The organism is Streptomyces sp. NBC_01176, from assembly GCF_045039825.1.
Taxonomy (GTDB): Bacteria; Actinomycetota; Actinomycetes; order Streptomycetales; family Streptomycetaceae; genus Streptomyces.
The window spans coordinates 5,614,320-5,628,613 of sequence record NZ_CP108600.1 but is presented as its reverse complement, the minus strand read 5'-3'; the positions used below and the strand labels follow the sequence as shown (position 1 = coordinate 5,628,613).

The 14,294-nt window shown below is 71.7% G+C and carries 13 protein-coding genes; 10 read left to right on the top strand and 3 right to left on the bottom strand.

The window, feature by feature from the left end; translation table 11 throughout:
* Positions 1–96: 96 nt before the first annotated feature.
* The 6 genes from OG199_RS24320 to mscL all read left to right on the top strand — a co-directional run bounded on the left by OG199_RS24320 (position 97) and on the right by mscL (position 6,035).
* Entirely contained in the window at positions 97–1,632 is a 1,536-nt protein-coding gene (locus OG199_RS24320; RefSeq protein WP_356805814.1) for a potassium/proton antiporter, read from the top strand.
* A gap of 265 nt (positions 1,633–1,897) precedes the next feature.
* Positions 1,898–3,160 carry an MFS transporter gene (locus OG199_RS24315; protein WP_405831254.1) on the top strand — a complete coding sequence of 421 codons (1,263 nt, stop codon included), beginning with the start codon at positions 1,898–1,900 and terminating at the stop codon, positions 3,158–3,160.
* Positions 3,161–3,228: 68 nt separating this feature from the next.
* Positions 3,229–3,555: an FmdB family zinc ribbon protein gene (locus tag OG199_RS24310; protein WP_405831252.1), complete on the top strand. Its 327-nt coding sequence runs from the start codon at positions 3,229–3,231 to the stop codon at positions 3,553–3,555.
* 90 nt (positions 3,556–3,645) lie between these two features.
* Positions 3,646–4,524 (top strand): S-methyl-5'-thioadenosine phosphorylase, encoded by an 879-nt coding sequence (locus OG199_RS24305; protein ID WP_405831250.1) that lies wholly within the window; start codon positions 3,646–3,648, stop codon positions 4,522–4,524.
* 311 nt (positions 4,525–4,835) lie between these two features.
* Positions 4,836–5,438 (top strand): hypothetical protein, encoded by a 603-nt coding sequence (locus OG199_RS24300; protein ID WP_405831248.1) that lies wholly within the window; start codon positions 4,836–4,838, stop codon positions 5,436–5,438.
* A gap of 126 nt (positions 5,439–5,564) precedes the next feature.
* A complete protein-coding gene (gene mscL / locus OG199_RS24295; protein WP_401800612.1) occupies positions 5,565–6,035 on the top strand; it encodes a large conductance mechanosensitive channel protein MscL in 471 nt (156 codons plus the stop codon).
* Between the two features lie 169 nt (positions 6,036–6,204).
* Here mscL and OG199_RS24290 read toward each other — a convergent pair whose 3' ends face one another.
* Positions 6,205–6,435 carry a hypothetical protein gene (locus OG199_RS24290; RefSeq protein ID WP_405831246.1) on the bottom strand — a complete coding sequence of 77 codons (231 nt, stop codon included), beginning with the start codon at positions 6,433–6,435 and terminating at the stop codon, positions 6,205–6,207.
* 103 nt (positions 6,436–6,538) lie between these two features.
* Between OG199_RS24290 and OG199_RS24285 the strand changes: the two genes are divergently transcribed.
* From OG199_RS24285 to OG199_RS24270, 4 genes are all read left to right on the top strand, one after another.
* Complete coding sequence (locus OG199_RS24285) at positions 6,539–7,771, top strand: low temperature requirement protein A (RefSeq protein WP_405831245.1); 1,233 nt, start codon at positions 6,539–6,541, stop codon at positions 7,769–7,771.
* 244 nt (positions 7,772–8,015) lie between these two features.
* Positions 8,016–9,047, top strand: coding sequence for a P1 family peptidase (locus tag OG199_RS24280; RefSeq protein ID WP_405831243.1), 1,032 nt, complete (start codon positions 8,016–8,018; stop codon positions 9,045–9,047).
* Positions 9,048–9,287: 240 nt separating this feature from the next.
* Entirely contained in the window at positions 9,288–10,514 is a 1,227-nt protein-coding gene (locus OG199_RS24275; RefSeq protein ID WP_401800604.1) for an Ig-like domain-containing protein, read from the top strand.
* A 158-nt stretch (positions 10,515–10,672) separates the two neighbouring features.
* The gene (locus OG199_RS24270; RefSeq protein WP_401800602.1) at positions 10,673–11,422 is read left to right on the top strand and encodes a DUF6227 family protein; all 750 of its coding nucleotides are present in this window, start codon (positions 10,673–10,675) and stop codon (positions 11,420–11,422) included.
* 130 nt (positions 11,423–11,552) lie between these two features.
* On the opposite strand, the gene OG199_RS24265 is transcribed toward OG199_RS24270, so the two are convergent.
* Both OG199_RS24265 and OG199_RS24260 read right to left on the bottom strand, forming a co-directional pair.
* Positions 11,553–11,810 (bottom strand): hypothetical protein, encoded by a 258-nt coding sequence (locus OG199_RS24265; RefSeq protein WP_356805795.1) that lies wholly within the window; start codon positions 11,808–11,810, stop codon positions 11,553–11,555.
* Between the two features lie 140 nt (positions 11,811–11,950).
* Positions 11,951–14,050, bottom strand: coding sequence for a fructose-specific PTS transporter subunit EIIC (locus OG199_RS24260; protein ID WP_401800599.1), 2,100 nt, complete (start codon positions 14,048–14,050; stop codon positions 11,951–11,953).
* Positions 14,051–14,294 lie beyond the last annotated feature (244 nt).

Below are 14,294 nucleotides of genomic sequence, written 5' to 3'. Positions count from 1 at the left end.
GGGAGCGTCAAGAAAGCGTCAAGAGTTAGGTAAGGTAACGAAGTACTTGGACCGCTGTACCGACTTCCGGCGCCCGGATCGACATGCTCGGATCCCGTGCCCGGATCGGCGAGAAGGGAACGGCCGCTGACTGTCCACCACCTCAACCAGCTCTTGCTCGTCTGCTCGCTCGTTCTGCTCGTCGCGGTGGCAGCGGTTCGGATCTCCTCGCGCAGCGGGCTCCCCAGCCTGCTCGTCTACCTGGGCATCGGCATGGCCATGGGCCAGGACGGCGTCGGCGACATCCACTTCAGCAACGCCGAGCTGACCCAGGTCATCGGATACGCGGCCCTGGTCGTGATCCTGGCCGAGGGCGGCCTCGGCACGAAGTGGAAGGAGATCAAACCGGTCCTGCCCGCCGCCACCTCGCTGGCGCTGGCCGGCGTCGCGGTGAGCGTGGGGGTCACGGCCACCGCCGCCCACTACCTGATCGACCTGGAGTGGCGACAGGCGCTCATCATCGGCGCGGTGGTGTCCTCGACGGACGCGGCGGCGGTCTTCTCGGTGCTGCGCAAGGTCCCCCTCCCCTCCCGCGTGACGGCCGTCCTGGAGGCCGAGTCGGGGTTCAACGACGCCCCGGTGGTCATCCTCGTCGTCGCGTTCAGCACGGCGGGCCCCGTGGAGCACTGGTACGTGCTGGTGGGAGAGATAGCCCTGGAGCTGGCCATCGGCGCGGCCATGGGCCTCGCGGTCGGCTGGCTCGGCTCCTGGGGGCTGCGGCACGTGGCGCTGCCCGCCTCCGGCCTCTACCCGATCGCCGTGATGGCGATCGCCGTCACCGCCTACGCGGCCGGCGCCCTCGCCCACGGCAGCGGCTTCCTCGCCGTGTACCTCGCCTCGATGATGCTCGGCAACGCCAAACTGCCGCACTGGCCCGCCACCCGGGGCTTCGCCGAGGGGCTCGGCTGGATCGCGCAGATCGGCATGTTCGTGCTGCTCGGCCTGCTGGTCACACCGCACGAGATGGGCGACGACATCTGGCCCGCGCTCGTCATCGGCCTGGCGCTGACCGTGGTGGCCCGGCCCCTGAGCGTCTTCACCGCCCTACTGCCCTTCCGCATCCCCTGGCAGGAGCAGACGCTGATGTCCTGGGCGGGGCTGCGCGGCGCCGTGCCCATCATCCTGGCGACCATCCCGATGGTGAGCGGCATCGAGGAGAGCCGCCGGATCTTCAACATCGTCTTCGTCCTGGTCGTCGTCTACACCCTCATCCAGGGACCCACGCTGCCCTGGCTGGCCCGCACGCTGCGGCTGGGCGGGTCCACGGGCCCCGCCGACCTGGGCATCGAATCGGCGCCCCTGGAGCGGCTGCGGGGGCATCTGCTGTCCGTGGCCATCCCCAAGGGGTCGCGCATGCACGGCGTCGAGGTGGCCGAGCTGCGGCTGCCCGCGGGCGCCGCCGTCACCCTCGTCGTACGCGAGGGGACCTCCTTCGTACCGCTGCCCACGACGGTGCTGCGGCGCGGCGACGAGCTGCTGGTGGTGGCCACCGACCCGGTCCGCGACGCGGCCGAGCGACGGCTGCGCGCGGTGGGCCAGGGCGGCAAGCTGGCGGACTGGCTGGGCCCTCTGGGCGGCGGACGCGGACGCTGAGACCGCGGAAATCCACCCCGTTGCGCATTCACAGGCGAGTGGCGCGGTGGTGCTCGCTTTCACAGGCACCGCACGCCTCTCCCCCTGTACCATGAAGGCATACTTTGATCGAACCAACTCTGCCTGACGCAGAGCTGGCGCGACCGTATGGCGGTCGTGGTGCCCTTGCAGGGGGCGGCGCGGCATCTACCGCAGTTCCGCGCAAGAGGACAGCTCTCGGCGCCCCCGCACGGGCGCGCTACCAGGCGGCAGAAAGGCACGGGCCGTGGCATCCACGGTCACCTCCCGCCCCGGGTACGGACAGCTGCTGCGCACCCGCGGCGCCTGGACGTTCCTGCTTCCCGGCTTCGCGGCGCGCCAGCCGTTCGCGATGCTGACCATCTCCCTCGTGCTCCTCGTCCAGCACACCACCGGCTCGTACGGGGCCGCCGGCGCCGTCGCCGCGGCCACCGGCGTCTCCATGGCGCTGTTCGCGCCCTTCACCGGCCGTCTCGCCGACCGTCACGGGCAGCGGGCCGTCCTGCTGCCCGGCGTCCTGGTGCACGTCCTGGCCGCCCTCTGCCTGACCGCCCTGGCCCTGTCGGACGCCCCCCTGTGGGCTCTTTTCCTCGCCGCCGTGCCGACCGGCGCCTCGGTGCCCCAGATCGGGCCCATGGTGCGCGCCCGCTGGGGCGTGAAACTCCAGGACTCGCCCCTGATGAGCACCGCGGCGGCCTTCGAGTCCGTCACGGACGAGCTGACCTTCGTCCTCGGCCCGCTGGTCGCGACCGCCCTGTGCACCACCGTGCACCCGGCCGCGGGCCTGCTGACCGAGGCCGGGCTGACCCTGGTCGGCGGCCTCCTCTTCGCCGCGCAGAAGAGCACCCAGCCCGCCACCGCCCGCGAGGGGCACGCGCGCGTGGAGCACGGTTCCGCGCTGCGGATCCCCGGAGTGCGCGTACTGATCGTGACCTTCCTGGGCATCGGCTCCGTCTTCGGCGGCATGCAGGTCTCGCTCGCCGCGTTCAGCGAGTCCATCGGCGAGCCCGGCATGAACGGCGTCCTGTACGGGGTCTTCGCCGCCGGCAACATGCTCTCGGGCGTCGTCTGCGGTGCCATCGCCTGGAAGGTGGCCCCGCGGCGCCGCCTCGTCATCGGGTACGCCGCCCTCACCCTCACCGCGTCCGGGCTGTGGGCCGCCCACTCGGTGGCCGTGCTCATCGGCATCGGACTCCTGGTCGGCATGTGCATCGCTCCGGCCCTGATCACCGGCTACACGCTGGTCGAGGGGCTGGTGCCGGCCGGCGCCCGCACCGAGGCCTTCACCTGGCTGACCGGTGCCGTCGCCCTCGGCCAGGCCGCGGCCGTCACCGTGGCCGGGCAGATGGAGGACCGCCTGTGGGACGGCGCCGGATTCCTGGTGCCGATGGGCGGTACGGCCCTGGCCCTGGTCACCCTGGTGGCCCTGCGTTCACGGCTCGCGACACGACCCGCCGGGCGCACCGTCGCACGTGGCGTCGGTCACCGAGTGCCGGTGACAGTGGACTGATCTCTCGGAATACGTCACTATGGACCGTCGTTAGCACTCACTGAGTGAGAGTGCCAGGAGGAAGACAAGTGCCGACCTACCAGTACCAGTGCACCGAGTGCGGCGAGGGCCTCGAGGCGGTGCAGAAGTTCACCGACGATGCCCTGACCGAGTGCCCCAACTGCGGTGGCCGCCTGAAGAAGGTGTTCTCTGCCGTCGGCATTGTCTTCAAGGGCTCCGGCTTCTACCGCAATGACAGCCGCGGCTCCTCGTCGACCAGCTCGCCGGCGTCCAAGCCGTCGACGTCCTCACCGGCGTCGTCCTCACCGGCGTCGTCCTCGTCTTCGACGACCTCGTCGTCGTCCTCGGAGTCGAAGTCGTCGGGCAGCGGTTCGTCCAGCAGCTCCGCCGCGTAGTCCGCACGCGGGACGCGATGCGTACCGGACCCTGTCGTCAGCCGACGGCAGGGTCTTCGGTGTGTCCCGGGCCCGGTTAGGGTGCGGTCCATGGCGAACACGGAGAATCCACTGAACCCTGCCGGGGAGCAGCCGCCGGCCGCGGCCGAGATCGGCGTCATCGGCGGCTCGGGCTTCTACTCCTTCCTCGACGACGTGACCGAGATACAGGTGGACACCCCTTACGGGCCGCCCAGCGACTCCCTGTTCCTCGGCGAGGTCGCCGGGCGACGGGTCGCCTTCCTGCCGCGCCACGGCCGCGGTCACCATCTGCCGCCGCACCGCATCAACTACCGGGCCAACCTGTGGGCGCTGCGCTCCGTCGGCGCCCGGCAGATCCTCGGGCCCTGCGCGGTGGGCGGTCTGCGCCCCGAGTACGGGCCGGGGACGCTGCTCGTGCCGGACCAGCTGGTCGACCGGACGAAGGCGCGGGCGCAGACGTACTTCGACGGACTGCCGCTGCCGGACGGCACGGTGCCGAACGTGGTGCACGTGTCGCTGGCCGACCCCTACTGCCCCGTCGGCCGCAAGGCCGCTCTGGAGGCGGCGCGCGGGCGGGACTGGGAGCCGGTGGACGGCGGCACGCTCGTGGTGGTCGAGGGGCCGCGGTTCTCCACCCGCGCCGAGTCGCTGTGGCATCAGGCGCAGGGCTGGTCCGTGGTGGGCATGACCGGCCATCCCGAGGCCGCGCTCGCCCGTGAACTCGAGCTCTGCTACACGTCGTTGACCCTCGTCACCGACCTGGACGCGGGCGCGGAGGCAGGCGAGGGCGTCTCGCACGACGACGTCCTCAAGGTGTTCGCGGCCAACGTGGACCGGCTGCGGGGCGTGCTGTTCGACGTGGTGGCGGGTCTGCCGGGGAACGGAACGCGGGACTGCCTGTGCACGACGGCGATGGGGGGCATGGACCCGGGGTTCGAGCTGCCCTGACGGTCGGCGGGCGGGACGGGGCGAGGCGGGTACGGACCGGCGCGCAGACCGGCCGGGGCGTGCGGAACTCCTCGTTCGGGTGAGGGAGTTGTCCACAACCGGTCGGTGATCCACCGGCTCCGACGGGATCCGCCGCGAAGCCTCATCGTGGGATCGCAAGCCCGGTCCCTCGTCACAGGTGGTGGTTCCCCATGGTCCAGCGCTCCCCGTCCACCCGCCCGCTCCCCACGGCTCCCGTCCTCCCCTGGGACGCGCAGGTCCCCGTGAGGCGTCCAGTCGGCCTCTGCGTGGGCCCGCCCATGGACCCGCCCATGGACCCGTACGACGTGGACGACCCGCCTCCGCCGGGTGTGGAGGCGCCTCCGACCTGCGAAGTGCCGCAGTTCCCGCCCGTTCGCGTGCGCGGCGGCCGGTATCGGCTGCGGCGCCTCACCCGGCACCGGCGGCGGGCCGTGGCCGCGGGTCTCGCGGTCACGGCGGCGGCCCTCGTGGCGGCCGGCCCCCGGGTCGCGGATCGGGCGCGCGGCCACCCGGCGTCCTCGACCCCGCCCCCGGCCTCGTCCTCGCTCCTGTCCACACCCGGGTCCGCTTCCTCCGCCTCGTCCTCTTCACCTTCCGGTTCCGCTTCCGGTTCCGTGCGGGGACCCGGCGGGGTCGAGATGGTGGCGGCACCGGTGCGGATCGCCGACGCGGCCACGGTGCGGCTGCTCAGGCCGGGGGACCGTGTCGACGTGGTCGCGGCGGACGGCCGCGGTCAGGGGCGCGTGGTCGCCGCCGGGGCCCGGGTGAGCGCGGTGCCGGACTCCGGCGGTACGGAACCCGGTGCGCTGGTCGTGCTGTCCGTGCCCCGGCCCACCGCGGCACGGCTGGCGGGCGCGGGCATCACCTCACGGCTGGCGGTGACCCTGTGCTGAGGACTCCGCGGGATATCGAATCGGTGTCAAGTCCCACACGGGAGCTACGGAATTGGACAGCTCCTGCATGCCCTGACGTAGGTTGCGGAGCTGTTTGTTCCACAACTTGTGCAGAGGGGCCTCTTGGTGAGCGAGAAGCAGCAACCCGGCGTCTGGGAGGGCTTCAAGGCCTTTCTCATGCGGGGCAATGTCATCGATCTGGCCGTCGCGGTGGTCATCGGAGCGGCCTTCACCAACATCGTCAACTCGGTGGTGAAGGGCATCATCAACCCCCTGGTGGGCGCGATCGGCACGAAGAACCTCGACAGTTACAGCTACTGCCTGAAGGATCCGTGCAAGGGCAGCGGGGACACCGCCAGGGGGGTCCGGATCCTGTGGGGCTCGGTGCTGGGCTCCACGCTCAGCTTCGTGATCACCGCGGCCGTCGTCTACTTCCTGATGGTCCTGCCGATGTCGAAGTTCCTGGCCCGGCAGGCGGCCCGCCAGAAGGCCAAGGAGGGCAGGCAGGAGATCGTCGAGGTGTCCGAGCTGCAGGTGCTCAAGGAGATCCGCGACGCCCTGCTGGCTCAGCGCGGTTCGGGACAGCGGCCCGACTAGGCCTGTTCCGACGAGGCCTGTCCCGACGCGGGCTGTCCCGACGGGGGCTGTCCCGACGCGGGCTGTCCCGACGCGGGCTGTCCCGACGCGGGCTGTCGTCACAGTGGGGACCGGGCGGGGGCCGGTCGCCAGGGGGTGGGGGTCGCGTCCGTCGGCCCCGCCGCCCGGCTCAGATGTGGTGGGGCGGCTTCTCGTCGAGGAAGCGCTTCAGGTCGGCCGCGCTGTCGGCGTCGTTGCGCGACCCCTCGCCCCATCCCCGGTCCGTGTCGTCGGAGGACTGCCGGCTCAGCGGGTCGTCGAAGACCAGCGTCGGCTTCCGGGGGGCGGGGCGTACCTCCCCGGACGCCTCGGTGCGCGGTTCCGGAGCATCGCGCGGTTCGGGCGCGGGGGTGTCACTCATGCGTCCAGGGTACGCCGAGGGCGTGCCGGCCCCTCGCGCCACAACCGGGAGATCAGGCCCCCGGCGTGGGCGTTCCGGGTTCTTATCTGCTGTGCTTGGCCGCATGACGTCCAGTTCCGCTTCCGAATCCGCACCGCCGCCCGACCCGTCCCGGCTCGGGCCCCTGCGCAGGATGACCGCCCGGGGCCGGGAGGAGGCGCACCGGGTCGCGACGCCGCTGGAGCTCTTCTTCGACCTGTGCTTCGTCGTGGCGATCGCCCAGGCCGGCGCCGAGCTGATGCACTCCATGGCCGAGGGCCACGCAGGCAAGGGCATCCTCAACTACGTGATGGTCTTTTTCGCCATCTGGTGGGCGTGGATGAACTTCACGTGGTTCGCCTCGGCGTACGACAACGACGACGTGCTCTTCCGAGTGGTCACGCTGGTGCAGATCGCCGGTGTGCTGGTGCTCGCCGCCGGGGTGTCGCGGGCGTTCGAGGACCACGTCTTCGTGGCCGTCTGGCTCGGCTACGTGATCATGCGGTTCGCTCTGATCACCCAGTGGCTGCGAGCGGCGCGCTCCAGCGAGGGCGCCGAGAGAACGATGGCGCTGCGCTACGCGGCCGGCGTGCTGCTGTGCCAGGTCGGCTGGCTCGGACTGGTGGTCCTGCCGGAGTCCGCCCGCGCCTGGGTGTTCCTGGTGATGGCACCCCTGGAGATGTGCGTCCCGCTGTACGCGGAGAAGGACTACGTCACCTCGTGGCACGCGCACCACATCTCCGAGCGGTTCGGCCTGTTCACGATCATCGTGCTGGGTGAGTCGATCTCCGCGGCCACGGTCGCCGTGAAGACGGGCGTGGACGAGCACGACGCGCTGGGCCACCTGATGCCGATCGCCGTGGGCGGACTGCTGATCGTCTTCGCCGCCTGGTGGATCTACTTCGCGGTGCCCATCCACGGCTTCCTGCGGTCCAACAGACAGTCGTTCCTGTGGGGGTACGGCCACTATCTGATCTTCTCGTCGGCGGCCGCGATCGGCGCGGGTCTGGAGGTCGCGGTCGAGCAGGCGGTCGGCAAGGCACACATCTCGACGCTCGCCGCGTCCGCCGCGGTGACACTGCCGACGGCGCTGTACTTCCTCATGGTGTGGCTCCTGCACGCGCGCCACTTCAAGGTGGGCACCGCACAGCAACTGGTGCTGCCGACGGCCGCGTTGCTGGTGATCCTGTGCACCTTCCTGGGCGAGTGGGCGGTGCTCGTGGCGGGAATCGTGGCGGCCCTGACGGTGGCGGTGGGCGTGATCCTGACGGCGCGGACGACCGGACCGGAGAGACGAGAGACGGCGGGGGCCGTGTAGGGGCCGGTCGAGCGGCTCGGGCACGGGCGGTCGGGGGCGATGGACAAACGGGCGGGCCCGCCCGACCGACGGGTCGATGGGCAAACGGGCAGTGGTGCAGAGGGGTAGAGGGAAGTACCGGCGGGCGGGCGAGTCGGTGGATGACCGAGTGGGCGAGCCCGGGTAGCGCGGAGGAAGCGCTGGGTGGAGAGGAGGGGAGAGGAGAGGGGAGCGCCGAGGGCGGGGCGGGGGAAACACTGGACCCATGACAGTTGACGCTCTGACAGATGTCGCGGGGCTGCGCGTGGGGCACGCGACACGCACCGGCGGCGGTTGGCTCACCGGCACCACCGTGGTGCTCGCTCCCCCGGGCGGCGCCGTCGCGGCCGTCGACGTGCGCGGCGGTGGACCCGGTACCAAGGAGACCGACGCGCTCGACCCGCGCAACATGGTGCAGAAGGTCGAGGCGGTCGTCCTGACCGGCGGCAGCGCGTACGGGCTGGACTCCGCGTCCGGGGTGATGGCCTGGCTGGAGGAGCGGGGCCGCGGCGTGCGAGTGGGCGTCGATCCGGCGCACGTCGTGCCGGTGGTGCCCGCCGCCTGTGTCTTCGACCTGGGCCGCGGCGGCGACTTCCGGGCACGGCCGGACGCGGCCACGGGCCGGGCCGCGGTCGAGGCGGCCGACGCGAGCGGACCGGGCGCTCCGGTGGCGGAGGGGTGCGTGGGCGCCGGCACGGGGGCGACGGTCGGGACCGTGAAGGGCGGGGTCGGGTCGGCGAGCGCCGTGCTCGACTCGGGGATCACGGTGGCCGCGCTGGTGGTGGCCAACGCTGCGGGATCGGCCGTGGATCCGGGGACGGGAGCGCTGTACGGGGAGTTGCTGGGGGGCGGCCGGGTGGAGTATCCCCCGGCCGGGGTCCACGAGGCGGCCCGGAACCGCCTTGCCGAGGCCGCCGCGAAGAGCGCGCCGCCGCCGCTGAACACGACGCTCGCCGTCGTCGCGACCGACGCCGCCCTCACCCGGGCACAGGCGCACAAGCTCGCCGGGACGGCACATGACGGCATCGCCCGCGCGGTACGGCCGGTGCATCTGCTGAACGACGGGGACACGGTGTTCGCGCTGGCCACCGGCGTCCGGCCGCTCGACGCCGGGAACCCCCTCGCGCTCAACGAGATCCTGGCGGCCGGCGCGGATCTGGTGACACGGGCGATCGTGCGGGCCGTACGGGCCGCCGGGCCGGTGGACGGTCCGGGCGGGATGTGGCCGTCGTACGAGGAGTTGTACGGGAGCCGGTAGTCAATGACCGGTGGCCGACGACCGCCGGCCGGTGCCTCGCGGCCGGTGGCCGACAACCCCTGGACGGTGGGCCGCTGGCCGCTGGCCGGTGGCGTGGGGGCGCCCACCAGAGGGGCGATTGTCCTGGTTCTGTCACCGGACGGCGACAGGCGGAGATCGTGGGAACCCTTCTCTTCACGGCGCGCTCTTTCCCCACGCACCGGAGCGGATCACCCACACCACAAGGAACTGGAGAAGCCCGTGAATACGCCGAACTCAGCAGCGCGGCGCGCACTGGGGGCCTGTGCCGCCCTGATGGTCGGCGCCCTCGCCCTCACCGCCTGCGGCGGCAACGCCAGCGCCGACACCGACGGCAAGGGTGGCAAGAACGGCAGCGGCTCGGCCAAGACGTCCACGGCGAAGATCGTCATCTCGGCCAAGGACGGTTCGACGAGCGCGTCCATCAACGCGACCGGCGTGAAGGTCAGCGACGGCAAGCTGACGGACGTGAAGATGACGGTGTCGGGGAGCGGGGCCGCCGTACCGGGGGCGATAACCGCCGACGGCGGCAGCTGGCAGCCCAAGGCACAGCTGGAGCGCGGGACGAAGTACCAGATCTCGGCCACCGCGAAGGACGGGAGCGGGCGCACGGCGGCCGCCAACTCCATTTTCACGACGGTCTCTTCGAGCAACAGCTTCATCGGGACGTACACGCCCGACAACGGCAGCACGGTCGGCGTCGGGATGCCGGTCTCCTTCACCTTCGACAAGGCGATCAGCAAGCAGAAGGCCGTGCAGTCGCACATCAGCGTCACTTCCAGCAGCGGGCAGCAGGTGGTCGGGCACTGGTTCGGCGCGCAGCGGCTCGACTTCCGGCCCGAGCAGTACTGGAAGGCCGGCTCCAAGGTGACGATGAAGATCGACCTGGACGGCATCGAGGGGGCGAACGGCGTCTTCGGCGTGCAGAAGAAGACGGTCACCTTCACGGTCGGTCGCTCGCAGGTCTCCACGGTCGACGTCAACACGCAGACCATGACGGTGGTGCGGGACGGCAGGACCCTCAAGTCGGTGCCGATCTCGGCCGGCAGCCCGGAGCACACGACGTACAACGGGCAGATGGTGATCTCCGAGAAGTTCACGCAGACGCGGATGAACGGCTCGACGGTGGGCTACGGCGGCGAGTACGACATCCCGGACGTGCCGCACGCGATGCGCCTGACGACCTCGGGCACCTTCGTCCACGGCAACTACTGGTACAACCGCGGGAATCCGCCCTTCGGCCGGCAGGGCACCAGCCACGGCTGTGTGGGAATGGCCGACGTGCAGGGCGCGCAGGGGGACACGACCGCCAAGTGGTTCTTCGACAACTCCCTCGTCGGGGATGTCGTGACGGTGAAGAACTCGCCCGACAAGACGGTCGCGCCCGACAACGGTCTGAACGGCTGGAACATGTCGTGGAGCGCGTGGACCGCGGGAAGTACCGCCTGACGGGGCGCCGTTGACACCGAAGCGGGCCGCGTGGGAACTCGCCGCGCGGCCCGCTCGTTTTTGTGTCCGTACGTTTTCTCGGTTCCCAGGAATGATGTCGGACCGAGGGGCTACGGTATGCACCCACAAGGTGACATGCAGCAACGCCGGGAGAAACCTTGAGCGTTCCGTACGAGACAGCAGCGTACGAACCACCCGAGTCGCCCGAGTCTCCGGAGGAGCACCTCGCGCGACTCCTCGGCCGTGCCCTGAACTCCTTCGAACTGCCCGACGAGGCGATACGTCGGCTCGACTGCGCGCTGGCGCACGACAGTTCGCTGCACTCCGCGCACCACAGCGCGGGTCTGCACCGCGAGACGTACCGGCACACCTGGCTGCTCGCCGACGGCTCCGCGGTCACGCTGTGGGAGCTCGTGCACAACACGGCGCCGGGAAGCGAGCCGCAGCACGAGGTGTACGTCGACGAGGAGGAGCTGCGCGCGGCCACGGCGCGGCTGCCGCTGCCGCCGGACGCGCCGGACTTCGAGCTGCCGGTGACGGCCAGTCCGTCCCCGATCCCCGAGCCGCGGCACGCGTACGTGCCCGACGACTCGGCGGACCACGCGCGGCGGCTGCTGCGGCGCGCGGAGAACGCGGACCGGCCGGGTCCCGACCTGGCGACGCTGCTGCTGCGGACCGCGTTCGCGCACCAGATCACCCAGGCCTTCGGCCGCCCCTGCCGGGCGGGCCAGGCAGGCCTGTGCTTCTCGCTCTACGAGCACGCGTTCCTGCTCCGCGACGGCCGGGAGATCTCCCTGTGGGAGGTCGAGCACACGGCGACGCCGGACGGGCGGCACATGTGCGAGGTCTACCCCACGGAGGAAGCGGCCCGCGCCGCGATGGAACGCCGGGCAGCGCGACTCGGCTGACACGCCTGCCGAGACGACTCGGCCGGCACCACTGGACTGACAGGACTCGGTGCGGATGAGGCCCGGCGTCCGGGTGCGGTCCGGTGTCGCAGGGGACGCGGTTGCGGTCCAGCGGCGCGCAGCACGCCTTCTACGGGCGGCTGTTGCTGAACTGACGTACCAGGCCCGCGAACGCGGCGCGCTCCTCGGGGGTGAGCTCGACGGACTCGGCGACGGGGCCGGTGCGCCGCTGGTGGGGAATCGCCCGCAGCACGGCTCCGCGGGGCCGCAGGACGCCCGCGGCGCGGGCCCGGCGCACCAGACGGATCAGACCGATGGCCCAGACGACGGTCAGGAGGGCGAGGACCGCCACTCCTATCAGCTGGGAGATCGATACATGCTCAGGCATACGCACCAGTAGACACCACGGTCCGGGGCTTGGCCCCGGACCGTGACGTATATCGCAGATGCCCCGAAGGGGCTGATCTCTCGCAGGAGCGGTGAACGGCTCACCACCGCACCAATCGGGCGGGCGGACGGCGGCGCGTCTCAGGCCGCGACCGGCTCCGTGGTGTCGGCCTTCGCCGCTATGGGAGCGTCCGCGACACCGGCGTCCGCGTCGGCGGAAGCCTGCTTCCGCATGCCCTTCAGGACGACCACCAGCGCGGTGGTGACACAGACACCGGCCGCGATCGCGATCAGGTAGAGGAACGGGTTGCCGATCAGCGGGACCACGAAGATGCCACCGTGCGGGGCCCGCAGCGTGGCGCCGAAGATCATCGACAGGGCTCCGGTGACCGCGCCGCCCGCCATGGCGGAGGGAATGACGCGCAGCGGGTCGGCGGCCGCGAACGGGATCGCGCCCTCCGAGATGAAGGAGGCGCCCAGGACCCAGGCCGCCTTGCCGTTCTCACGCTCGGTCTGGGTGAAGAGCCGGCCGCGCACCGTCGTGGCGAGGGCCATGGCGAGCGGCGGCACCATACCGGCCGCCATCACGGCCGCCATGATCTTCATGGCCGAGTCGCTGGGGCTCGCGACCGCGATACCGGCGGTGGCGAAGGTGTACGCGACCTTGTTGACCGGGCCGCCGAGGTCGAAGCACATCATCAGGCCGAGCAGCGCGCCGAGCAGGACGGCGTTGGAGCCGGTCAGGCCGTTGAGCCAGTCGGTCATGCCCTTCTGCGCGGAGGCGATGGGCTTGCCGATGACCACGAACATCAGGAACCCGACGATCGCCGCGGAGATCAGCGGGATCACCACCACCGGCATGATGCCGCGCAGGGCCGCCGGGATCCTCACCTTCTGGATCCCGATCACCACACCACCGGCGATGAGACCGGCGGCCAGGCCGCCGAGGAAGCCGGCGTTGATGGTGAGGGAGATCGCCCCGCCGACGAAGCCGGGCACGAGACCCGGCCGGTCCGCCATGCCGTACGCGATGTAGCCCGCCAGCACCGGGACGAGGAACCCGAAGGAGACGCCGCCGATCTGGAAGAGCAGCGCGCCCCAGCTGTCCGCCTGGGTCCACACGAAGTGGTCCATCACCGACGGCGCCTTGTTGATCTGGTAGCCGCCGATCGCGAACCCGAGGGCGATCAGCAGACCGCCGGCCGCGACGAACGGGACCATGTAACTCACGCCGGACATCAGCCACTTGCGGAGCATGGTGCCGTAGCCCTCACCGGAGGCACCGGCGCGCTCCATCGGCGCGCCCGGTGCGGAGCCCGCGGTGACCTCGCCGCGCTCCGCCTTGCCGCGGACCTCGGAGATCAGCTCGGTGGGCCGGTTGATGCCCGCCTTCACACCGACGTCCACGGTCGGCTTCCCGGCGAACCGGTCCTTGTCCCGTACGGGCACGTCGTGCGCGAAGATCACGCCGTCCGCGGCCGCGACGACCGCCGGGTCGAGCCGGGTGAATCCGGCCGAGCCCTGTGTCTCGACGACGAGTTCGACGCCCGCCGCGCGGCCCGCGTTCTCCAGCGACTCGGCCGCCATGTAGGTGTGCGCGATACCGGTGGGGCAGGAGGTGACGGCGACGATCCGGAACGGACGCTCGCCGGTGGTGCCCGTGGCGGTGTCGGCGGAGGCCGCCGCCGACACCGCCACGGAGTCCTGGGAACCCTCGGCCGCCTCGGTTGCCTCGGTGGCCTCGGTGGCCTCGGTCGTTGCCGGGGACGCGGCCGCGCCGGCAGCCGTGGCCGCCGGGGGCTCCTCGCCGCGGATGAGCGCGGCGGCTGCCGTCGCGTCGTCCACGGCCCGCAGCGCGGAGGTGAACTCGGCGTTCATGAGCTGGCGCGCCAGCGACGACAGGATCGTCAGATGCGCGTCGTCGGCGCCCGCCGGAGCGGCGATCAGGAAGATCAGGTCGGCGGGCCCGTCCGGCGCCCCGAAGTCGATCCCGGCGGCACTGCGTCCGAAGGCGAGCGTCGGCTCGGTGACGTGTTCGCTCCGGCAGTGCGGGATGCCGATGCCGCCGTCGAGACCGGTCGGCATCTGCGCCTCGCGGGCGGCCACGTCGGCGAGGAAGCCGTCCAGGTCGGTGACCCGGCCCTTGGCAACCATGCGCTCGGCGAGGGCGCGTGCCGCCGCCTCTTTGGTCTCGGCGGACAGGTCGAGATCGACCAGGTCCGCGGTGATCATCTCGCTCATCGCGGGCTCCTTCGCACGCGTATCGCCCGTGGGGAGCGGGCGGGGGTGGGGACGGGGGTGAGGACGGGGACGGGGGTGAGGACGGTGGTGCCGCACGCGGAGGACTCCGGAGGTGCGGGGATGGCGGGACCTACGGGGCCTGCGAGGCCTGCGGGATCCGCCGGACCTGCCGGATCCGCGGGATGCACGGGATCCGCGAGGCCGGCGCCGTGGGTGGGACCGTGGAAGTCCCGCCACATCAGCG

Bases quoted from the DNA above. Each gene is read 5' to 3' on its own strand.
- OG199_RS24290 (WP_405831246.1), bottom strand. From the start codon at position 6,435: ATGAGTGACACCCCCGCGCCCGAACCGCGCGATGCTCCGGAACCGCGC.
- OG199_RS24265 (WP_356805795.1), bottom strand. From the start codon at position 11,810: ATGCCTGAGCATGTATCGATCTCCCAGCTGATAGGAGTGGCGGTCCTC.
- OG199_RS24305 (WP_405831250.1), top strand. From the start codon at position 3,646: ATGGCGAACACGGAGAATCCACTGAACCCTGCCGGGGAGCAGCCGCCG.
- OG199_RS24280 (WP_405831243.1), top strand. From the start codon at position 8,016: ATGACAGTTGACGCTCTGACAGATGTCGCGGGGCTGCGCGTGGGGCAC.
- OG199_RS24285 (WP_405831245.1), top strand. From the start codon at position 6,539: ATGACGTCCAGTTCCGCTTCCGAATCCGCACCGCCGCCCGACCCGTCC.
- OG199_RS24300 (WP_405831248.1), top strand. From the start codon at position 4,836: ATGGACCCGTACGACGTGGACGACCCGCCTCCGCCGGGTGTGGAGGCG.
- OG199_RS24260 (WP_401800599.1), bottom strand. From the start codon at position 14,050: ATGAGCGAGATGATCACCGCGGACCTGGTCGATCTCGACCTGTCCGCC.